This is a genomic window from Gordonia tangerina (assembly GCF_021556435.1).
Classification (GTDB): Bacteria; Actinomycetota; Actinomycetes; order Mycobacteriales; family Mycobacteriaceae; genus Gordonia; species Gordonia tangerina.
In genome coordinates this window covers 1-21910 of sequence record NZ_JAKGCU010000002.1, presented here as the reverse complement: position 1 = coordinate 21910, position 21910 = coordinate 1, and the positions used below count along the sequence as shown (strand labels likewise).

At 67.5% G+C, this 21910-nt stretch carries 18 protein-coding genes; 6 read left to right on the top strand and 12 right to left on the bottom strand.

The window, feature by feature from the left end; translation table 11 throughout:
* Positions 1 to 25 precede the first annotated feature (25 nt).
* The 4 genes from L1892_RS03305 to L1892_RS03290 all read left to right on the top strand — a co-directional run bounded on the left by L1892_RS03305 (position 26) and on the right by L1892_RS03290 (position 2679).
* Positions 26 to 388 (top strand): DnaJ family domain-containing protein, encoded by a 363-nt coding sequence (locus tag L1892_RS03305; RefSeq protein WP_235722356.1) that lies wholly within the window; start codon positions 26 to 28, stop codon positions 386 to 388.
* 81 nt (positions 389 to 469) lie between these two features.
* Complete coding sequence (locus L1892_RS03300; RefSeq protein ID WP_235722038.1) at positions 470 to 1453, top strand: glycosyltransferase family 2 protein; 984 nt, start codon at positions 470 to 472, stop codon at positions 1451 to 1453.
* Between the two features lie 75 nt (positions 1454 to 1528).
* Positions 1529 to 1690: a hypothetical protein gene (locus L1892_RS03295; protein ID WP_235722037.1), complete on the top strand. Its 162-nt coding sequence runs from the start codon at positions 1529 to 1531 to the stop codon at positions 1688 to 1690.
* Positions 1691 to 1794: 104 nt separating this feature from the next.
* Positions 1795 to 2679, top strand: a complete 885-nt coding sequence (locus tag L1892_RS03290) for a glycosyltransferase family 2 protein (RefSeq protein ID WP_235722036.1) — start codon at positions 1795 to 1797, stop codon at positions 2677 to 2679.
* Between the two features lie 20 nt (positions 2680 to 2699).
* On the opposite strand, the gene L1892_RS03285 is transcribed toward L1892_RS03290, so the two are convergent.
* From L1892_RS03285 to L1892_RS03275, 3 genes are read right to left on the bottom strand one after another with little or no spacing between them, the layout of a single operon-like run.
* Positions 2700 to 3998, bottom strand: a complete 1299-nt coding sequence (locus tag L1892_RS03285; RefSeq protein ID WP_235722035.1) for a lipopolysaccharide biosynthesis protein — start codon at positions 3996 to 3998, stop codon at positions 2700 to 2702.
* Positions 3992 to 4858: a beta-1,6-N-acetylglucosaminyltransferase gene (locus L1892_RS03280; protein ID WP_235722034.1), complete on the bottom strand. Its 867-nt coding sequence runs from the start codon at positions 4856 to 4858 to the stop codon at positions 3992 to 3994. The genes L1892_RS03285 and L1892_RS03280 overlap by 7 nt, the downstream gene beginning before the upstream one ends.
* Positions 4855 to 7290, bottom strand: coding sequence for an AMP-binding protein (locus L1892_RS03275; RefSeq protein WP_235722033.1), 2436 nt, complete (start codon positions 7288 to 7290; stop codon positions 4855 to 4857). The genes L1892_RS03280 and L1892_RS03275 overlap by 4 nt, the downstream gene beginning before the upstream one ends.
* 175 nt (positions 7291 to 7465) lie before the next feature.
* Here L1892_RS03275 and L1892_RS03270 point away from each other — a divergent pair, with 175 nt between their 5' ends.
* On the top strand, positions 7466 to 8731 hold the full coding sequence (locus tag L1892_RS03270; RefSeq protein ID WP_235722032.1) for a lipopolysaccharide biosynthesis protein: 1266 nt from the start codon (positions 7466 to 7468) through the stop codon (positions 8729 to 8731).
* A gap of 1 nt (position 8732) precedes the next feature.
* Here the strand turns inward: L1892_RS03270 and L1892_RS03265 are convergent, their stop codons facing one another.
* The 6 genes from L1892_RS03265 to L1892_RS03240 all read right to left on the bottom strand — a co-directional run bounded on the left by L1892_RS03265 (position 8733) and on the right by L1892_RS03240 (position 16182).
* Positions 8733 to 9662 carry a glycoside hydrolase family 16 protein gene (locus L1892_RS03265; RefSeq protein WP_235722031.1) on the bottom strand — a complete coding sequence of 310 codons (930 nt, stop codon included), beginning with the start codon at positions 9660 to 9662 and terminating at the stop codon, positions 8733 to 8735.
* A gap of 26 nt (positions 9663 to 9688) precedes the next feature.
* Positions 9689 to 9883 (bottom strand): hypothetical protein, encoded by a 195-nt coding sequence (locus L1892_RS03260; protein ID WP_235722030.1) that lies wholly within the window; start codon positions 9881 to 9883, stop codon positions 9689 to 9691.
* Complete coding sequence (locus tag L1892_RS03255; protein WP_235722029.1) at positions 9880 to 12126, bottom strand: hypothetical protein; 2247 nt, start codon at positions 12124 to 12126, stop codon at positions 9880 to 9882. Before L1892_RS03255 ends, L1892_RS03260 begins: the two co-directional genes overlap by 4 nt.
* Entirely contained in the window at positions 12123 to 14171 is a 2049-nt protein-coding gene (locus tag L1892_RS03250; RefSeq protein ID WP_235722028.1) for a glycosyltransferase, read from the bottom strand. The genes L1892_RS03255 and L1892_RS03250 overlap by 4 nt, the downstream gene beginning before the upstream one ends.
* A gap of 102 nt (positions 14172 to 14273) precedes the next feature.
* A complete protein-coding gene (locus L1892_RS03245; RefSeq protein WP_235722027.1) occupies positions 14274 to 15404 on the bottom strand; it encodes a lycopene cyclase family protein in 1131 nt (376 codons plus the stop codon).
* Positions 15405 to 15408: 4 nt separating this feature from the next.
* Entirely contained in the window at positions 15409 to 16182 is a 774-nt protein-coding gene (locus L1892_RS03240; RefSeq protein WP_235722355.1) for an SDR family oxidoreductase, read from the bottom strand.
* A gap of 111 nt (positions 16183 to 16293) precedes the next feature.
* On the opposite strand from L1892_RS03240, the gene L1892_RS03235 reads away from it, so the two are divergent.
* Positions 16294 to 17922 (top strand): ABC-F family ATP-binding cassette domain-containing protein, encoded by a 1629-nt coding sequence (locus L1892_RS03235; protein WP_235722026.1) that lies wholly within the window; start codon positions 16294 to 16296, stop codon positions 17920 to 17922.
* A 66-nt stretch (positions 17923 to 17988) separates the two neighbouring features.
* Here the strand turns inward: L1892_RS03235 and L1892_RS03230 are convergent, their stop codons facing one another.
* The 3 genes from L1892_RS03230 to L1892_RS03220 form a co-directional block, all read right to left on the bottom strand.
* Positions 17989 to 19539: an acyl-CoA synthetase gene (locus L1892_RS03230; protein WP_235722025.1), complete on the bottom strand. Its 1551-nt coding sequence runs from the start codon at positions 19537 to 19539 to the stop codon at positions 17989 to 17991.
* Between the two features lie 110 nt (positions 19540 to 19649).
* Positions 19650 to 21263: a GMC oxidoreductase gene (locus L1892_RS03225; RefSeq protein WP_235722024.1), complete on the bottom strand. Its 1614-nt coding sequence runs from the start codon at positions 21261 to 21263 to the stop codon at positions 19650 to 19652.
* 68 nt (positions 21264 to 21331) lie between these two features.
* Positions 21332 to 21892, bottom strand: coding sequence for a TetR/AcrR family transcriptional regulator (locus tag L1892_RS03220; RefSeq protein WP_235722354.1), 561 nt, complete (start codon positions 21890 to 21892; stop codon positions 21332 to 21334).
* Between the last annotated feature and the right edge of the window lie 18 nt (positions 21893 to 21910).

The window sequence follows — 21910 nt, the reverse complement described above, 5'->3', positions numbered from 1 at the left end:
CGTCTACGAGTCACGCGTGGAGAAGATGATCCGGGAGGCGACCGAACGTGGCGAGTTCGACAACCTGGACGGTATGGGCAAGCCCCTCGATCTCAGTGACGCCGACGACCCCGACTGGTGGGTCAAACGCAAGATCCGGGACGAGAATCTGGACTCCTCGGCATTGCTCCCGATGCCACTGCAACTGAGAAAAGAGGCGCAGGGCTTTCCGGAGTCGCTGCGCCACATCGCCGACGAGGTCGCGGTGCGGGAGATCCTGATCGATTTCAATCGTCGTGTGCGCGAAGCCCATCTGAGCAGTCGGGCCGGACTTCCGACGCTGGTGACCGCGCACACCGTCGACGTCGATGCCCTGGTGTTGCGCTGGCGTACGCTACGCGAGCGCTGACAGGGGCCCGGCCGGAAGCGGAACGCAAGATTAGGGTAGCCTAATCCCAGATCGTCCGGTCTTCGGTGATGGGGGTGTCGAATGCCGACCGTTGGCGTCGTGATCCCGCTCTATCGGTGCGCGCCCTACGTTCGGGGGTGTCTGGAATCCGTGCTCGCCCAGACCCGGCCGATCGATGAGATTGTTCTCGTCGACGATCGTGGCGATGATGACTCGGTCGGCATCGCCACCGCCACCCTCGATGGACAGGGGCGTTCCTACATCCTCCTCACGCAGCCGCACAACAAAGGGCTCGGCGCCGCACGTAACACAGGTCTGGCCGCGCTGACCACCGACCTCGTGTGGTTCCTCGACAGCGACGACCAGGTCGACGCCGAGTTCGTCGAAACACTCGTCGACGCACTCGAGGCCGCAGACGCAGATTTCGCGGTCACCCGCACGCGGCGTGTCGATGAAGCAGGGAACACGCTGCAGATCGACGAGGAGCATGTTCGGGCGCCCGTGGTCACCGGAACGCACTACGCACGCGAGCTGATCAGTGGCGGCGCCAAGGGATATGCATGCACCAAGATGTTTCGCCGGGAGGTGCTCGGTGCACGTCCTTGGGCGGAGGGCCAAGCCTACGAAGACATCGGTACCAGTGTGCGCATTGCGCTGTCGTCACGACGCGTGGCGATGGTCGATCGACCCTTGTACCACTACCTCTATCGGGAGGGTTCGATCTCGACCACCTTGTCGCCGGCGACCCTCGACCTGTTCACCGTCGAAGACGACATCCGCAAGCTGTTGTGCGAGTCATCGCTCGAGCACGATTGGCGCCGCGAGTTCACTGGATTCCGGTATCGGGAGGTCCTGACCTCGGTCGCACATCTGGCCATGCGTGACCAGCACGCCCAGGGGACACGATCGGGTCTGCAGCACACCGCCATCAGCCAGGTGCGCACCCGGATCGCGCTCCGGGACATCCCGATACTGTGGCAGGGCAGGCACTACCGGGAAATGGTGTTCGCCGGGCTGGTCAAGTACCTCCCCGGCATGTACTCGGCCATCCTGCGTCGCCGTTGACGGGTCGATGGGCGCGGTGGGCGTTGCTACGCTGGGAGACGTACGGACCAACGCGAGTTTCGAAAGAGGTGCGCGATGACCGTCAACGATCCGATCCCGTCTGCCGATGACGCCGATCTCATCGAGCAGTCGATGGAGGTCGATGAGGGCGATGACGACTACCCGGCCACCAGCCACGACACCGTCAGCGACGAAACCGAGGCCATCGCGCCGGTGACACCGGGCCAACGACACTGACATCCTCGGCTGACCCAGGGGTGCTCCCGCCTGCCGCCGCCAGAGGCTATTAGGCTAACCTAAGTTGGTTGTCTCAACGGGTCGTCGGATGGAGCGGATGGGCAATGGCGCCGACACGGATACCGCTGATCACCATCCTGATGCCGGTGTACAACGCGGCGGGCTACATCGCTGATGCGGCTCGTTCGGTGATGGCCGGAGATCACATCGACCTCGAACTGTTGGTCGTCGACGACGGGTCGACCGACGCCGGGATGGATGAACTCGCAGCGCTGGGCGATCCGCGCATCAGGGTGGTGCGTCAGCCGAACTCCGGGCTGATCGCGGCCCTGAACACCGGGTTGGACGAGGCGCGTGGCGCGTACCTGGCTCGGATGGATGCCGATGATCTGTCCGTCCCGGGACGACTGACGGCACAAGTGCGCTGGCTCGAGGAACGACCGACAGCGGTCGTGTGCGGTACGGACTACGAGATGTTCGGGACGATGACCGGTCGGGTGCGCATGCCCCGTGGCGATCGGGCTTGTCGGGAGCGGCTGCTGCTGGCGAGTTGTCACTGCGGCGCGTCGGTGATGATGCGTCGGAAAGTACTCGCCCGGAACGGCTTACGCTTCGACCCCAAGTATCCGCACGCCGAGGATTACGAGTTCTTCTCCCGGCTGGCCGAGCATGGTGAACTCGGCAACCTCCCGATGGTCGGCTACCGGTATCGCACACACAGCGCGCAGGTCAGTGCACGGCACGCCGAGATCCAGCGGGCGACTCATCTCCGGGTGGCCGCCGCATACGCCGAGCGGACGGGGAGGCGGCCGGTGTCGGAGGCCACCATCCGCCAGTTGATGTGGCCGGCCCCCGCACCGGTGATCCGGACCACCATGTCGACGGCGGCTGCAGCGGCCGCCGCCCTTCGTCGCCGGCCGGGCATGGAAACGGCTCGGTTCGGCGGGCGCCGGGTGGTCGAGGCAACGTTGAACGCCGTCAAGGACTGACCGCGGCTTGCTGAGCCTGCTCACCCCACCAGCGGGCGGGCCGGTGCGACCGGTGACGGTTCGCCCGCCATCTCCCGAACGCCGCGTGCGAGGGGCCGTGCGACGAGCGCCAACGCCACGGTGGCCGATGACAGCGAGGCAAGCCCGACCCCGGTCAGGCCGAGAGGTCCGATCAGGACGAATGCTCCGCCAACGGTGACGATCACCATCACGATCTGCGTGATCAGCATCAGCCGCATCCGCCGCTGCAACTGCGCGATGAGGAAGTAGGTGAGCACCACCGTCTCCACGACCGCGGTGCCTGCCATGATCACCATCAACCAGCCGGCGGACTCGACGTACTCGCGGCCGGCGAGGAGCAGGACGATGGGTCCGCCGATGGCCACGCCGACAACGGTCAGCGCGGTGACGCCGGTCAGCATGCGTCGCAGATGACGAAGCAGCGCCGGACGATCCGCAGAGGGTTGGGACGCTTCCACTACGAACGCGGAACCGACCGCGCTGCGCAGCAGCCCGGCAGCCGTACACATCGTCCACGCGAGGTTGAAGTAGGCATTGGCGGTGGTGCCCAACTCGTGCACGACGATCAACGGCACCACCAACGGCGTGGTGGAACTGACCAGGGTCATGGTGAAGAAGGCGCCTTGAAAGGCGAGCATCTCGCGGGCGGGCGGGAGCTGGTCGCCCCTCTCGCCGCGCCGGGCGGCTGCGTGACGCACCGCGTGGAACACGAAGGCGGTGGTGATGACGGCGGCCAGCACCGTCCACGATCCGGTGATCGACAGTGCCGAACCGCTGCCGGCCAGTAGGAACAACGGGACGATCTTGATCACCGACAACGTGATGTTCTTGGTGGCCACGGCTGGTGCGCGCCGTAGGCCGGTCAGGATCGGATCGGTGAGCGCGTAGAGGGCGAACACGATCACCACCAGAGGAAACGTGGCCCTCTCGACGGTGGTCAGCAGGATGCGGTCGCCGAATCCCGTCAGCACGAATCCGGTGCCCAAGACCACCGCGGCGGTGCAGACGATCGCGTAGCCGCCGGCCACCAACCTCGCCGACCGGTCGCCGGCGATGGGCAGGAACCGTTGGAAGGCGCCACCGAGCGACAGACATGACAGCGATGCCAACGCGGTGGCGGTGCTGACCACCGCAGAGGCCTGGCCGACTGCCGCCGCGGGAAAACATCGCCCCGCGACAACCCAGTAGACGAGGCCCAGCAGCCCGGTCGCCAGCGACGAGATCATCAGCGCACCGGCGTTGACCACCAATCGGTTGGCGGTGACCCGGTTGGCGGTGTTGGTGGAACGGTTCAGCATGTGGGTGCCATCCGCCAGGTCCAGTCGGCGCCGGCCTTGCGGGCGAACATGGCCGGACCGGCGCGTGCGCGCGCAAGCGATTCGGCGGTCAGCTCGGGCGGTCGCAGTGCCGTCGGATCCGACCAGTCGATGAAATGCTGACCGTGCACCGTGTGATCAGGACACTCGGTGAGCGCGGAGTACTCCTGCGCGATCATTTCCCGGTAGCGGGTCGCCATCAGCGCCGAGTGGATCACGAATTCGTCGGGACAGTGCGAGAAGCGGTGGCGTCGCAGCCACTTCGGGTGATCGTCGATCACCTTGCGGGCTGCGGCGACCGCGTCATCGGTGAGCGACCACCATTGCGATCCCTGGAAGATCGGCAGGGTGATGTCCGTCCTGCGTGGTATCCGGCCGGAGAGCCGAAGCCGGTCGAGCAGGGGATGGTCGGGGAAGTGGTACGTGGTGATCTTCTGCGCCATCGGCTGATCGGGGCTGTCGATCCGTCGGTCGACCCGGATCAGTTCGTCGTCGCCGGACCACAGGTCGATCAGTTCGGGCAGGTCGCGCAGCAGCACGTCGGTCCCGGACAGAAGTGAATGCCGGTGATAGCGGCCGCCGTTGGCTCGGGCTTGGTCGAGCAGTGCGAAGGTGGCGCGCAGTTGACTCAGCCCGCCCCACCGGACCCGTACCCGTCGGTGGTGCGGCACGAAGTGTGCGGTGATCCCGCGGGGTAGCGCATCGACGAACATCGGTTGCGCCGCACCTGCATCGATGTGGATGTAGACGTCGATGCGGGCGTGGTGCAACGACTCGACGAGAGCGCCGAGCAGCTGAGGTTTGTCGTGCGCCATGATGTGCGCGGCGAATCGTGCGCTCACACCGGCACTCCCGACAATGCGGATCGGACGAGGTCGGCGGTGCGATCGACATGCGGTGAGCGCAGCATGCCGTTGTGATCGCCGCCGACGCGGTGGACCGCGCGGCACTCGGGTGCCACCGAATACCACCACTCCGCGAGATCCGGATTGTCCTCGGCCAGCACGGCGGTGAGGGCACCGGGATAGGGCCGCAGTCGATGCAGCATCGCCGAACGGCGGCCGAGCTCGTGGAACAGCGCCCACTGTGCTTCGGTTGGTCGCCGCCACCACCCGGCGGTCAACAGAGCCATGCGGGTGCGCCACAACTCGGTGCGCCGGGCCGGGGCGCGCGACTGCGCCGCGTGCGCCGCCGACGCGGTGCAGTCGGTCAACGCGACACTGCTGCGGGTGCCCAGCGGACCGGTGAGAATGGTGTCGAGGCAGACGATGTGACTGACCTCTCGGCCGGATCGGGCCAGGATGCGCGCGGCCTCCATGGCGATCACGCCGCCGAGGGAGTGTCCGACGAACTGATACGGTCCGGTCGGGTCGATCGCGGTGATGTGGTCGACGCACCGACGGGCCGCGCGAGTGATGGTCCAATCGGGCAGTCCGCGGCGCTCCAGGGCATGCGCCTGTAATCCGATCACTCGGTATCCCCGCATCCGACGCGACAGCGGTGCGAACGCGAGCGCAGCTTCGCCGGCGCCGGCGAACGCGAAGACCAGCGGTCGCCCGGCCGATCGAATGAGGTTGTCGTCCACGGACGGGAGTTCGGCAACAACTCCGGCGCCGGCATGGTCGGCTTGTCCATCGATGCGCGTGGCCAGCGCGGCCAGGGTGCCGGCGCTGACAACGGTCGACGGGGAGATCCGGACGCCGAAGGTGTCCTCGATCCGCCGGATCAGTTCGACAGCGGTCAACGAGTCACCGCCGAGAGACGTGAAGTCGTCGTCGGCGCCGATATCGCTCACCGACAACAGATCCGCCCAGATCGGCGCCAGCAGACCCTCCGTCACACTTCTCGGCGCCACCCGCGGCGCACGATCGACCGGGTCGGGCAGGGCGGTGCGGTCGACCTTGCCGTTGCTGGTTCGGGGCAGTGCCGCAACCATGATGAGATGGGTCGGCTGCATCCAGGTCGGCAGCACCGTGCCCAGCGCGGCACGGACGTCGGCGACCGCGGGAGGCCGCCTGCCCGGGGTCGGGGCCAGATGGGCCACGATCTCGGGACGTCCCCGCGTCGTGGTGATCGTGACGACCGCATCGTCGATGCCCGCGACGGCCATCGCGGCCGAGGTGATCTCGGCGATGTCCACGCGGTAGCCGCGGATCTTGATGGTGTCGTCGGTGCGGCCCACGAGATGCAGCTCGCCATCGTGGAAGCGACCCCGGTCACCCAGTCTGTGGTCGCGGCGCCCGTCAGCAGCGGATTCGAAGAGCTCTACCCGGCCGTCGACGACGTAGCCCGACGCGATGTGGGCCGAAGTGACATGGACGTGCCCGATCTCGCCGTCGGGCAACGTGGTTCCGGCGTCGTCGACGATGCGAATCTGCTTGTGCCGCGCCGGTCGGCCGGCGCTGAGCATCCCGTCCGGCAGCGGGCATGCGGGCGGAACCACGTTGAAGGTGAGGTTCCCGGTCTCCGAAGAACCCGATCTATTGATGAACGTCGCCGAGGGGGCGAGTGCGCGTAGCGCCCGCACATCCGCCGAGTGGACGGTTTCGCCGCAGGTGGCGACCACACCCACAGCGTGTAGTGCCGCATGGGCGTCGGGTGCGCCGCAGATCGCACGGAGGAGGGCCGGACTCAGGTGCAGAGAGTCCGGCGCGTGGTGCCGCAGCGCCTGCACTGCCGCGTCGACGCCGTCGAGGCGGGGTTCCACCAGGTGCAGCGTCGCACCGTTGAAGAGGGCGGCCAGGGTGATGTCGAGCCCGCCGCCGTATCCGACCGGCAGGGCCTGAGCGGCCCGGTGGTCGGGGCCCAGGCCGAGTTCCTCACCGAGTTCCTCGATCTGGTTGAGCCACAATGCAGCCGGATGCAAGACGGCCTTCGGCCGACCCGTGCTACCCGAGGTGAACGCGATCACCAGGCACGACGGCGGTATCCGCACGGTCGGGGGCGGTGGCCCGGCGGCGGTCGCCGCAGCCGGGAGGTCGCAGCCCGGGAGATCGCAGCCCGGGAACGCACGCGCGTGCACCGCGCCGACCATGGCGCGCACCCGCTCGGATGGCAGGGCGGCGTCGACGGGAACCACCGGACGGCCCGACAGCAGCGCGGCGATCAGTGCGGCCACCGCCTCGCCGGACCCGTCGAGACGCACCGCCAGCGGCCGCGGGTCGTCGGCCCCGCCGATCCGGTCGCTGCGCTGTGCGACCTGCCGTCCCAGTTCCGCGTAGGTGATCAAGGCCTGCCCGGTGTGCACCGCCGTGCGGTCGGCGTGTGCGGACACCACAGCAGCGAACCTGTCGCTCAGGACTGCTTGTGGTGTCACCGGACTGGACCCCCTGTTCGTGCTCGCGGCGAGGTACGTGCGAGACATTGGTTAGGTTAGCCTACTGTTACCTGTCGGAGCGGGGCGGCTCGGTAGCTGCGCTGTGGGATCTCCTACACGAAATGGGGAAGCAATGGGGTCGCGGACGTCGCTGGCACCCGGAATCGAGCGGAACTCCCTGGCGCTCGCGATCTCCGGCGTCGTCACCGCGGGGGTCGGGCTCGTCTACTGGATCGTGATGGGCCGTCTCTACCCGCCCGGCGAGGTCGGCGCTGCGGCAGCGGTCATCACCACCGCGACGATGTTGTCGGCCTTCGGGAATCTCGGGTTGGGCGCGTATTTCGAGCGGTTCCTGCCGATCGCGGGCGCTCGCAGCGTGCGGCTCCCCATCCGAGGACTCGCCGTCGGCGCCTCGGTGGGAGCTCTGCTCGGACTCGGCTTCCTGCTCGTCGGCCCCACTTCAGAGATGTTCGCCTCGCCGGCGCAGATGGCACTGTTTCCGGTTGTGGTGGTGGTGCTGTCGGGGTTCGCGCTGCTCGACCACATCTCGATCGCGATGCAACGCGCCGATTGGGCGGCGCGCAAGAACATCGCCCACGCCGTCCTGAAACTCCTTGTGGCGGCGGGTGTGGCGGCGGTGGCCGGACGTCTGGGCATGATTCTCGGTTGGGTGGTGACCGCAGCCTTGTTGAGCGGTGCTCTGTGGGTGGTGGCACGCCGCGCGTTGGTGCAGGCGGCGCGCACACCCGCGGCCGTCGACGTGGATCTGCCCCCGTGGTCGCAGCAGTGGCGCTTCATCGCCGGCAACTACGGCATCTACGTCGCGAGTTCGCTGACGCCGCTGCTGTTGCCGCCGGTGGTGATCGGACTTCTCGGCGCCGAGTCCAACGCCTATTTCGCGATCGTATGGTCGCTGGTGAGTGCCGTGTTGGTGCTGATGACGATGCTGATGGGACCCTATGTTGCCGCGGTCAGCGCGGCGCCCGAGGACGTGGTGTCGTTGACGAGACGTTTCGTAGCGATCCTGGCGGTGGTGGCGGGGGTCGCGTCGCTCGGTTTGCTGACCGTCGGGCCGCTGCTCCTGCGACTCGCAGGGCCCGGTTACAGTGATGCGGGGACACCGCTGATGCGGTTGGCTGCGATCGCGATTCCCTGCGCCGTGGCCGGACTGGCGTTCACCGCGATCTGCCGGATGCGGCGCAGACTGCTTCCCGCACTGCTGGTCCAGTCGCTCAATGCCGTCGTGATGCTCACCCTCTGTGCGCTGTGGATCTCCCGGGACGGACTGGCCGGCGCGGGATGGGCCATGATCGTGGCCGAGGCGATCACCACCGTGCTGGTGGCCATTCCCGTGGCCCGCGCCCTGCTCGATCGGCCACCGCGGCGATATCCGGGGTGACTCACTCGCCGATCTGTATCGCACCGGGGGTGGGGCTGAAGTAGCCCTCGGCGGCCGAGGCGAACTCTGCGCTCGGTCGGTACACACTGACCCAGTCCACCTCGAGATCCGCGCTCTGCGGCCTCGGTTCATCATCGCCGCACGGCGTCATACCCCAGTCCAGGCGCCGCTCGCAGGCACCTGCCTCGACTTGCATGCCGAGCCACATGGGCGTGTTCGGAACCATGTCGGCCGAACGCACCTCGGCCCACACCTGGCCGTCGAGCAGGTAGCGGATCAGGCCCGGCAGCCACTCGACCCCGACCGTGTGCCAGTCGATGAAGCGACCCGCGATGTCGGCGTTGGCCTTTCGGTTCTGGCCCGCGCTCTGCCAGTGCACGAACGCCGACATCTCGTCGCGCATCGCCGACACCGATTCGGCGAAGTCGATCTCCGGCGGCCACTGCTCGTTCTGCGGCCACAGGAGTAGGTGGTAGGACAGGTCGGCGCTGGGATCGGCGCGCATGCGCACCTCCCACCGCCCATAGGTCTGGGTCACCGGATAATTGGAGACACCGCCGGTCACCCATCCGGTGGGTGTCCGTTGGCCGGCGAGCCGAAGCGTGCCGTCGGCCAGCGTGACCATCGACTCGTCCCATGTCCCCACGGGATTGCCGCCCGGGCTGCCCGCATAGGTACCCCACTGTTCGCCGAGCGAACACCGATCGAAGTCGTCGACGAAGACCTGTTCCCACGCAGGTCCCGCCGCCGATGGTGCCGGTGCCGTTGCATTCACCGCATCGGGCTGCGGACAGGCTGCGCCACCGGTGGTCGCTGCTTCATCGGCGGACCCCGATGCCGCGGTGCAGGCGGACACCATGGCGACGAGCGGGACCAGTGCGGTACTGAGCAGGCGACGTGACGCGCCCACCCTCACCGCGCCGACCCTCACCGCGCCCACCCTCACAGGGCCCACCCTCACAGGGCCTCGGCCAACCGCATGAGCGTGACGTAGGCGGTGGCCACCGTGCAGATGGCCAGCACCGCGGTCAAGCGGTGCGCCGACGCCTGCCGCCCGATCGTTCCGGTCGAGGCGACGGTCAACTCGCGCAGCAGGTCCCCGCACAACAGGAGCAGTCCGCAGGTGATGAAGAACACGATCGAGACGTTCATGGCAGATCCCGTCGATAGTTGGGCCCGAGTACTCCGGAGTAGTCGATCGACGGTTCGGTGACGCGCCGCAGAATCGTCACCGAGTCGGTGTCGACGTCGGTGACATAGGTGCCGGACGCCAGGATCGCGTCGATCTCATCGTGTACCTCGGCCAGTGGCACGCCGTACTGCAAGGCGATCATCTGCAGTCCCTGATTGGGAATGTAGAGGTAGTCGGGACCGTGTTCGTCGGCGCACCTCGCCAGATCGTCGAGACAGTCGTAGCTGTCGACGGTGAACAACTGTGGGCCGGCCGGGTCGAGTGTGCGGCGCACCCCGACGCTCTGCGGTGCGTAGCCGAAACTCAACACCCGCGCATCGGGTGGCGCGGCGGCGATGAACGCGTCTGTCACGGCCACCTCGTCGCGGGTGGTGGCCTCGAAAGCGGTGTTGAGTCCGCGATTGGTCGTCTCCAGCACACCCAGCAGGGTCACGAGGACCATCGCGCCGACCACGACTGCGGGTGCTAACATCCGGCGCAGCCGGGGCGCGAGGAGGGCCAGCGCGAGTGCGGCGAACGGGGCCACGGTGGGGGAGGCGAGCAGGAAGGCACGCAGGATCATCTCGCCGCCGTAGCTCTGCAGGAAGACGAGGACGAACGGCGACGCGCACACCATGCCGCCCACCGCCCAGGACCGTCTGCCACGCCACAGACTCCACCCCACCAGCCCCAGCAGCACGAAACCGCCGGAGGCCGCCATCCTCAGGTACTGCATCCGCTGGTAGGTGGGATCTCCGTTGAGGCGATCACCGACGCCCGCGTTCACCGATTGCCCGACCTGACCGATCTCGCTGACCACCGATGGCAGATGCCCGAACCAGTAGTCCGTCGCGCCGTAGGTGAACCACGCCGCGAAGATGAGACCCGCTGCCAGCCAGAGTGTTCGGTACCGGGTGGCCCCGGTGAGCGCGAAGGCGGCGAGTGCCAGCACGGTCAGCATCGGTGTGATCTGGTGGGTCACGGTGTTCGCCGTGATGATCACCAGCACGACGGCGCCCACGGCGAGTGTGCGTCCGGGACCGAAGCCGGGGACGCGGCCGGGGGTGCGGGAGATCGCCTGTCGGATGCGTTGTCCGCGCGTGTCACCGGTCAGCGGTGGCAGTGGGGCGCGGCGTAGCTGCCAGAACAGTGTCGCGATGATCGCGGTGTAGCCGATCATCGCCATCGCCTGCGGGGCGAAGTAGTCCTGCTGGTACCAGTTGGTGGCGTGGTACAGGAACACCGCCAGCCACGCGAGGCGTGCGCGACCGGTGATCGCGATGGCGATGGCATAGAGCCCGAACGACAACACGATCCCGGAGACCAGAGGCGCCCACATCATCAACGCGGTCACGTCGGACAATCCGGTGAGGTCCTGGATTCCGGCGCTCAGCGCAAAGAACCCGGCCCAACTGAACCGCGCGTCGATCTGGCTGGGCAGGTGATGCGACTCGGCGAGGATCGAGATGAATCCACGGTGCACGAAGGACGTCGGGATCGAGGTCTGGCCGGTGGCCAGTCCCACCAGCATGGTGTTGAAGAGGATGATCACGGTGGTGAGCGCGCCGAGCACGACCGTGTCGAGACGCCGGGCTCGCAACGCCGACACGAGGACGCCGGCGACGATGGCTATGCCGACGATGTACCAGGGGCTCACCAGGGCGATGACGCCGTAGTGGCCGGCGTCGAGGACATCGATGCTGCGCGCCGCGGCGACGAACATCACCACCGCGACGGCGAGTGCGAGCAGTTCGCATCCTCGTCGGCCCGTCCACCGGTGACGGGCGAACCCGATCGGACCGCTCGAGGTACGCGCCGGGACCGTACGGAAGGCGACGGCGCACGCCACCAGGCCCAGGATCACGACGATGCTCTGGGTGCGCAGCGGGTTCCACGCCTCGGCGACGATGCTCACCTGTGCGGCGAGCGCATTGATCGACACGGACACCGACACAGCCAAGACCGTGCTCAAGGCCCGCCCCGGGATCCGCAGCGCGATCACCACGGGAATACCCGGCAGGAACATCACCCCGGCGACGACAAGCACCACCCGGACTGCCGTGGGCGGCGCGGTATCGGGCATGACCGACTGCCACAGCGTGATCAGCAGCAGCGAGAGACCCAGCAGAGCAGCGGAATACAACCCCACGCGCGGAGACCACCCGTGGGCGGTCGACTCGGCGTTCGTATGCGTACCGACCGGCTCGGCGACGGTGGTGGTCACGACTGCCGCCTCCTCGGGCCGGCCACGGTGCGTCGACGCAGCTGCAGATGCGTACGCACGAACAGCCATGGACCGGTGAGGTATCCGAGCTGTTCGAGAGCGCGCAGGTGCCGAGGCCAGGCGTCCGGGAAGATCTCGTTGCGCGTCGACCCCGGTGCGAACAACAACCAGAGCCCCAGCGGTAGGCACCGAAGCACGCCGAGCGCATGACGCGAGCCGAGTACCTTGGCCAACGACGCGGCCATGCCGGTGCCGTAGCCGTAGCACTGGGCACGCAAATCCGCCATCGTGTCGCGATGATGATGACGCACGATCATCTCCGGGCGATAGCAGACTGTCCATCCGGCGAGGATCGCCGAGCGAAAGCCATCGAGATCCTCACCCCCACGCGAGGGCGTCCCGGTTCCCAGTCGTTCGTCGAACCCACCGATGCGTGACAGCGCTTCCGCGGTGAACGCCATGTTGTTGCCGGAGCCGAATTGCCCCGCCACGTAAGGGAAGAAGACCCCGGTGGGCCCCTGTTCGCCGAGCACCCGGTGGGCGGGCTGCGGCGCCATCGACCAGACGGTGGCGGTGGGGCCCTTGTCGAACATTCCGGTGGCCTCGAACCATCCCTGGATCTCGGTCGTCTGTTCGGTGCTGAACACGCGACCACTGACCGCGCCCAGGCTGCCGGTGGAGTCGGCGGCGAAGGTGTCGAGAATCCGTGTCACCCAGTCGGGATCGGTGATCGCGTCGTCGTCGGTGAAGGCGATGATGCGCCCGGACGCCGCCGCGATGCCGGCGTTGCGGGCGGCGGACACACCAGCGCGGGGCTGGTCGACGACGCGTAACCGACCGTCGGTGATCGCGCTGACCAGCGCGCGGGCGTCACCCCGCGCGGGACGATTGTCCACCACGATCACCTCGATGTTCGGGCTCTCCTGTGCCAACAGCGCGTGCACCGTGAGCGGCAACAGGTCTCGGCCGACCGACGGGATCACGATCGACACCAGATCGTCGGCGGTCACCGGGGTGTGTGACCTTCCGGGAACCGAGGGCCGGGCAGCCGACGGGGCGCCGCGAAGCGATCCGATCAGTGTGCCGATCGCGGTCACGGCCACGCCGAGGACCATAACGGCCAGGCGCGCTGCGGCGCTGCGGTCACCGTGGAAGAACCGGGCGGTGTATCGGGCGACTGCGGTGGTCACCGTCGCCGCCACGAACCTGATCTCGGCGGACAGCGCCTGCGATGGTACGGCGATGCGACTCAGCAGCGCCTTCGACTGGCCTTCGTGACGACAGCGGGACAGGAAGTAGCGTAGGTCGGCACGCTGCGCAGGCACGTGATGGTCGACCGCGAAAGCGACCCGTCGCAGTATCCGGCCGTCGGGGTAGGCCCGGCGCAACTCGATTCCCATCAGCGTCTCCTCGCAGCCGGCCGGGATCGTGCCGACTCGCCCCAGTTCGGTGGCGAAGCCCCCGATCGTCTCGAGTGCGGCACGTCGAACCGCCATCGCGGCACCGATCGGGTTACGGATCTCGCCGCCGTCGGCCGCGATTCCGCGATAGTCGCATCCGATCACCCAGCCGAACTCACGGGGAAACCACCTCGGGGCCCGACCGTCCCACGCGGGGTGGACGCCACCGCCGATCGCCACGGTCGCGGCATCGGTGAACGCGATCCGTACCTCGTCGAGCCCGCCCGGTCGGACGATCGCGTCGTCGTCGAGGAAGACGAGCACGTCCTCGGTGGCGTTGGCCAGTCCGGTGTTGCGCGCGCCGGACAAACCAGTCTCACCTGCGTTGTCCACCACGACGATCTGATCGGTCGCAACGCCTACCGGCCGCTGTTCGTCGACGTGGTCGAGGAATCGCCGGCGCAGAGCCGCATTGTGGTCGACCACGATGAGCAGCCGATCGGTCGGCGCGAGCTGTCGCGCCACCGCGTCAATGCCGCGAGTGGCCACCGACCACCGGTCGGTCGTGTAGCAGCAGATCACCGCGCAGATCGAGACCGGGCCGGATCGAGCGGGACTGTGTACACCGGTGGCAGAACTGGTCACCGACCGTCTCCTCTGAACGTCCAACGAAACCTTGGTCACCTTGAGAAACCTCAATTAGGCAAGGCAAGGCTAACCTAGAGTAGGCGATGGTCGGGCAGCAGCTCAATCGGGGACGTCGCCGGACGGTGGTGGCCGGTCCAGACACCCTCGGGCGACGTCGGCTCGCACGGACATGTCGAGACCGGCGAACACTCGCGCCATGGCGGCCAGGGTCCCGGACAGGTCGCCACGGTCGCTGAGATAGCTGCGTTGGGCGGTCAACGGCATGGCGAAGAAGGCGTCGAAGAAGCCGATGGTCTCCTCGGCGTCGAGTCGGAGCAGCACGGCGAGCCCCCGCAAGCGGAGGCGGTACACCGCCCGTGCGCTCCGAGGCCACAGGGTCGACGCCGGGTCGCGGCCGGCGGAGATCGCCCCGACCAGCCGATCGGCCTCGCACAGTGCCGACGCGACGCTGTATCCGGTGGTGGGATGCAGGAGGCCACCGGCGGCTCCGTGGCGCAACGGCCGGGGTCGCCAGGGTCGTCCGGACGTCGCCGTCAACGGAAACGACACCCGCTCGGTTCGTCGGACGCCGGTTGGGGTGCCCCGGAGACGACTGCGCAGACGATGCTCGAGCACGTCGAGCGACAGTGCGGGCCGACCGGCCAGGCACGTCTCCTCGAGGAGAAACTCGTCATCACCGAGCGGGATGGCGTACAGGAATGACGGCAGGGCACCCGGATCACGCTCGGTGGCACGCCAATCCATCAGAACGGCGTCGGCGCTGTCGAGATGGCGGCGCGCGGTGGCCGCGTCGACGACGATGCCGAAAGCCGTCTGGCGCGGCGCGTGGCGCGCCGACGATCCGCGACAGTCGACCACCACGTCGGCAGTGACAGTTGTTCCGTCGGTGAGGCGGATGCGCCCACCATCGACGTCTGCGACGCGTCCGCCGACCACCCGCGCGTCGTCGAGCGTGAGCTTGCGCTGCAGCGCGGCGGTGTGGAACACGCTGTATCCGCGAGCGAGTTCGGTTGCGGTGTGGCCGATCACTCCGACAGCACTCACCTGGGCGGCGATCGTGGACGGGTCCAGCCAGGCCGGGAGTTCGTCGCTCCAGCAGGCATAGGTCGCCAACCACGGCCGGCTCGGGTGGGCCTCCACCACCGTGACGTCGAGGCCGGCCACGAGGAGTCGATGGGCGAGGCCGCGGCCCGAGGGTCCTGCACCGAGGACTGCGACGTGCGTTGTCACATCCTCACGCGCCGCCGGTGGCCATCATGCCGCCGTCCACGCGAATGGTCTCTCCGGTGATCCAGGCCGATGCGTCGCCTGCGAGAAATGCGGCCGCGCGGGCCACGTCCACGGGTTCGCCGATACGGGCCATCGGGTAGCCGGCGGCGATGCGCGCCTCGTTGTCACCGGCGATCAGTCCGGAAGCGAAGGTCGTCCGCACCACCGATGGGGCGATCGCGTTCACCCGGATCCCGGGCCCCAGTTCCCACGCGAGTTCTTCGGTCAACCGGATCAACGCCGCCTTCGACGCCCCGTAGGCGGCGATCGCGCCGGTCGACCGCAGTCCGGCCACCGAGGAGATGTTGACGATGGACCCGCCGTGCTCGCGCATCCCGGCGCGATAGGCCTCCTGGATGAATCCGAGGGTGCCGGCGACGTTGACATCGAAGATCTTGCGGACGGCGCTGAGATCGGCGTCCATCAGGGGGCCCATGATCGGGTTGATGCCGGTGTTGTTCACCAGAATGTCCACACCACCGAGTTCGACTGCAGCGGCGATCGCCTCGGCGCGGTGAGATTCGTCACCGGCATTGCCGGGGGACGTGACGATGGTGGCACCGGCCACGGCGGCCCGGATATCCTCGGCGGCGGCGGCCAACGGATCCGGTTTGCGTGCGGTGATCACCACCGAAGCTCCGCATCGTGCCAGTTCGGTGGCGATGGCCAGCCCGATACCACGGCTGGCGCCGGTCACCACGGCGCACTTTCCGGTCAGGTCGCCAGGGGCGTTGATCATGGTCGAGGTGCGTTGCGGTTCACTCACGCACTCACCGTATCGGGCCGATCGATCGTTCGGGCAGAGTCGGCCGGATAGGTCTGAGCCGCTGCGCAGGTAGACTGGTTCGCCGTGATCACCGCGACTGACCTGGAAGTTCGAGCGGGCGCGCGGACACTGTTGGCGGCGCCCGGCGATGCGCTGCGCATTCAGCCCGGCGACCGTATCGGTCTCGTCGGCCGAAACGGGGCCGGCAAGACGACCACCCTGCGCATCCTGGCCGGTGAGACCGAGCCGTATGCGGGCAGCGTGCTGCGCAGCGGCGACCTCGGATATCTCCCGCAGGACCCCAAGGAGGGCGATCTCGACGTCCTCGCCAAGGACCGGGTGCTCTCGGCCCGCGGACTCGACGCCATCCTGCGTCAGATGGAGAAGCAGCAAGCGCTGATGGCCGAGGCGGCCGATGACCGCGTGCGTGACAAGGCGGTGCATAAGTACGGGCAGCTCGAGGAGCGGTTCGCCGCCCTGGGCGGTTACGTGGCCGAATCGGATGCGGCCCGGATCTGCCACAGCCTCGGTTTGCCGGACCGGGTTCTGGGTCAGCCGCTCGGCACGCTCTCCGGAGGTCAGCGACGTCGTATCGAGCTGGCGCGCATCCTGTTCGCCGCCTCCGATGACGCCGGCAAGTCTGACACCACCCTGTTGCTGGATGAGCCGACCAACCACCTCGACGCCGATTCGATCGCCTGGTTACGGGGCTTCCTGCAGAACCACGAGGGCGGCCTTGTCGTGATCAGCCACGACGTGGAGCTGTTGGCCGACGTCGTGAACCGAGTGTGGTTCCTCGACGCCGTCCGCGGTGAGGCAGACGTCTACAACATGGGCTGGAAACGCTACCTCGACGCGCGTGCCACCGACGAACAACGACGCAAGCGCGAACGTGCCAACGCGGAGAAGAAGGCCGGCGCGTTGCGCGCGCAGGCGGCCAAACTCGGCGCCAAGGCGACCAAGGCCACCGCCGCACAGAACATGCTCAAACGCGCCGATCGCATGCTCGACTCGCTCGACGAGGAACGCGTGTCCGACCGCACCGCACGCATCCGGTTCCCGGAACCGGCCACCTGCGGCAAGACTCCGCTCATGGCCAGCGGTTTGACGAAAACCTATGGGTCGCTCGAGATCTTCACCGGCGTCGACCTGGCGATCGACAAGGGCAGCCGGGTGGTTGTGCTCGGCCTCAACGGTGCGGGCAAGACCACCCTGCTCAAGCTCCTGGCGGGGGTCGAGAAATCTGACATCGGCTCGATCGAACCCGGCTACGGGCTCAAGATCGGCTACTTCGCGCAGGAGCACGACACTCTTGACGACATGGCGACGGTCTGGGAGAACATCCGCCATGCCGCACCGGACGCGGGCGAGCAGGATCTTCGAGGTCTACTGGGCGCCTTCATGTTCAGCGGCGCGCAACTCGACCAGCCGGCCGGCACGCTGTCCGGCGGCGAGAAGACACGACTGACCCTGGCCGGGTTGGTCTCCTCGTCGGCGAATGTCCTGTTACTCGACGAACCGACCAACAACCTCGATCCGATCTCCCGTGAACAGGTGCTCGATGCGCTGCGCAGCTACACCGGTGCGGTGGTGCTGGTGACCCACGACCCCGGCGCCGCGGCCGCACTGGACCCGCAGCGCGTGATCCTGTTGCCGGACGGCACCGAGGACCACTGGTCCGACGAATACCAGGAGCTCATCGAACTCGCCTGACCCACGCGATCTCGTAGTACGAACCGGCGGTTCCCGCACGGTTCGTACTACCAGATCAGCTGTCCGTCAGTGCACCTTCTCGGGCCAATATTGCTTGCGCAGTTCACCTTTCACCAGTTTGCCGGTGGGTGTGCGCGGCAGGTCGTCGACGAAGTCCACCGAACGAGGCGCCTTGTACGCCGCGATCGACTCCTTGGTGTAGTCGAGCAGTTCATCGGCGAGCTCCGGCGATGGCGCGTAGCCCGGTGCGGGTTGGACACAGGCCTTCGCGACTTCGCCGAGCTCCTCGTCGGGGACCCCGATCACTCCGACGTCGAACACGGCGGGGTGATTGACCAGAACGTTCTCCGCTTCCTGCGGATAGATGTTGACCCCGCCGGAGATGATCATGAACGCCTTGCGGTCGGTGAGGTACAGGTAGCCCTCGTCGTCGACGTATCCCATGTCGCCAGTGTTCGCCCAGTTCGCGTGCTCGGGATGTTGTGCGCTGCGGGTCTTCTCCGGGTCGTTGTGGTATTCGAAGGCGGGTTCGTCGCGTTCGAAGTAGACGAGGCCGACCTCGCCGGTGGGTAGGTCGTTGCCGGCCTCGTCGCAGATGTGCACCACACCCAGCAGCGGCTTGCCGACCGAGCCGGGATGATCAAGCGCCTCCTGCGGTCCGATGAAGGTGGCGCCGGCGGCCTCGGTGGAGGCGTAATACTCGTGGATGACCGGACCCCACCACTCGATCATCGCGCGCTTGACGTCGACCGGGCACGGGGCGGCCGCGTGGATGGCGAGCTTGATGCTGCTCACGTCGTACTTCTCGCGGACATCCGCCGGCAGCTTGAGCATCCGGATGAACATCGTCGGTACCCATTGACTGTGCGTGATCCGGAACTTCTCGATGGCGCTCAGGGCGGTCTCGGGGTCGAACCGGTCGAGGAACACGACCGTCCCGCCGACCGAGTTGGTCATTCCGCAGTAGCGCAGTGGCGCAGCGTGATACAGCGGTGCAGGGGAGAGGTAGACGGCGTTGTCGTCGTAGCCGTACATCGGGGCGAAGATCGCCGTGTAGGTATCGGGGATCTCGTCGACCTGTCCTTGGGGCAACGGAGTCTGAATTCCCTTGGGACGGCCTGTGGTCCCGGACGAGTACAGCATGTCGGTGCCGCGGGGCTGATCGGTGCGCGGGGCATCGGAAGCGGTGGTGAGCGCGGCATCATACGATTCGAATCCGGCGATCTCGCCGCCCCAGGCGAGACGATGACCGGGCTCGGCCAGCGCTGGGATCTGGTCGCTCGCGGCGACCGCATCGGCCACTGACGCGCCGGCGAAAACCACCTTGGCGTTGCAGTCGCCGAGGATGTAGTTCGTCTCCCCGGCGGTCAGGTGGTGGTTGATCGCGGTCACATACAGGCCACTACGCAGCGCCGCCCAATAGACCTCGAACATGTGCAGGTCGTTTTGCGAGATCATCGCGACGGTGTCGCCAGGCCGTAGGCCGAGCGATTCCAGGTGATTGGCGAGGCGCGTGGAGTTGTCGTCGAGTTGGCGATAGGTGAGTTGTTCGCCGGTGGAGGCGCGAATGACGGCGGGCTTGTCCGGGGTGGAAGCGGCGAAGACTCCGGGGAACACGTGGTACTCCTCTGACGAAGGGACGACTCTGCACATCTGTGTCGACTGTTACCGAACGATCGATCGGGGTGTCGTGCATCACAGTACCCCACCCGATCGAACCTCGATTGTCAGAGGGTGGCGACGAACCTGTCCATCGTGCGTTCGGCCAGGGCCAGAATGGTCAGCGACGGGTTGACCAGACCCACGGCGCCCGGCGCGAAGGATCCGTCCACGACATAGAGGTTGTCATAGCCGATCACCGATCCGTCTGACCGTGCGGCACGGTCGATCACGACCCCACCGAGGCCGTGATAGGTGCTTCCCGAGCCGAACCCGGATGCGCGGCTGTACACCGGGATGCCATTGCGCGGGTGTCCGTGTCGCGTCTCGGTCATGCGATGGAAATGCCCGGCGAACGCGGACGCGCGTCGGTCGAGGACGCTGGTCCCCTCGGCGAAGGGATACGTCAGACGTGTCTGGCCGGTCGCGTGGTCGAAATCGATGCTCCCGCGCTCATCGGTGTGGACCTGGATCAGGTGGGTGGTCGCGACCCCGCCCAGCGGCGACGGGAAGGGACTGGCCTGATAGACGATTGCGGCCGGTCCGCCCGAGAGCTGATCGTCGCGAATTCGCCCGTAACCGGGCCCGCCCTGGATCGGCCCGTAGGGGTCACGCAAGGCGGTGCGCAGGACCACGAAGTCTCCGTTGGCGCCGAAGCCGTCGCCGATGTGTGGGGACAGACGCGGCAGGTGTCCGAGCGCACGCGCCCGCACGAGCAGCGATGTCGTGTGGAATGAGCCGGCCGCCATGAACAGATAGTCGGACTCCATCGTCACGATCCGCAGCGTGGTGCGGCGCTCGTCGATGAGTCGGGCCCGCACGACGAAGCCGGGCCGCCGACTGCGAGGTCGGATCTCGAAGACCTCGTGCATGGGTTTGATGGTGACGTGCCCGGTCGCCTCGGCGGCGGGCAGGTAGTTGTGATCCACGGATGTCTTCGCGCCGCTGTTGACGCCATAGGACAGATCGCCGTTGCTGATCCCGGGCGGGGCCGTTCCGGCGAGTTCGCTGCGGACGATGTCCCAGTTCACCGAATAGTCGATGAAGCTCGGCGCCACGCCATATCGGGCAACCGTCCGGATCCAGGATCGAGCACCCACGTAATTCGGATGAGCCAGGATGTCCGGAGGTAGCGGCGCGGCCCGAATCATCTGCCGCGCCCGCGGATAGTACGTCCGTGCCAGTTCGTCGTAGTCCGTGCCACCGGGAAAGACCATGTCGAAATCGGGCTTGTCGGGCTGCGCCGCGAACGCGCCGAACACCAGCGAACCGCCGCCGACACCGGCACCGTACACCGCCTCGATCCCGTTGCCCTGGATCTTCTCAAGCACACCGGGATACGGCTCGACGGGTATCTGCAGGAGGCCGGAGATCCCGGCGGTCGGGCTGAACCACGCGGCCCGCTTGTCCGGACTGGTGAAGGTGGCGAAAGTGTTGCCGTCTGCGCGAATCGGCCAGCGCCTGCCGCGTTCGAGGACGGTTGTGCGGATGCCGGCACGGCCGAGTCGCAATGCGGCGACCGCACCGCCGAAGCCGCTGCCGATCACGATGGCCGAGGCCGGTTGGGCAGCCGAGGTGCGGGATGTGACGGCAGCGAGGGCACCGAGCGCGCCGAAACCCGCAGAGCCCCGGATCAGCGCTCTGCGTGTGATCGGTGTGCGCCCGGCCGCCGCACGGTCCACCCGAGCAATTCTACGGGCCTGGCCGGACCTTCGACGCCGAAATCGCGCTCGCCTCCGGGCCCGGAGCGTCAGCGTTTCGTGCGCACCGATTCCTCGACGAGGTCGAGCACAGCGTGCAGATCGTCGGTCGGTTGCCCGGTGGCCAGTCTGGTGATCAGACCGTCGAGAACGAGGTCGAGATACTTCACCAGGACGTCGGTGTCGACATCATCGCGGAGTCTGCCTGCTTGTCGTCCCCGTTCGAGACGCCGCAGCGTCGCGGCCTCCACGTCACCCGAGAACGCAAGCCAGGTGGAACGAAACGACGAGTCGGTGCGCAGTTTACGGGCGATCTCCAGTCGCGTGCCGAGCCAGTCGAAATCCTGCGGACGCGCGAGCATGTCGCGCATGACCTGTACCAGACCCTGTTCGGCCGCGACATCGGCCATCCGCTCGGCGTCCTCCTGGGCAAGGGCGAGGAACAGCGCTTCCTTGTCGCGGAAATGGTGGAAGATCGCGCCCCGGGACAGCCCGGTGGACTCTTCGATGCGTTTGACGGTCGCGCCGTCATAACCGTATTCGGCGAAGCAGTGCCGCGGGGGGGGGGGCGGCCGGGCGAAGCGCCCCGGCGCGCCCGCCCACAACACCAATGGGACATACAAGGGAGC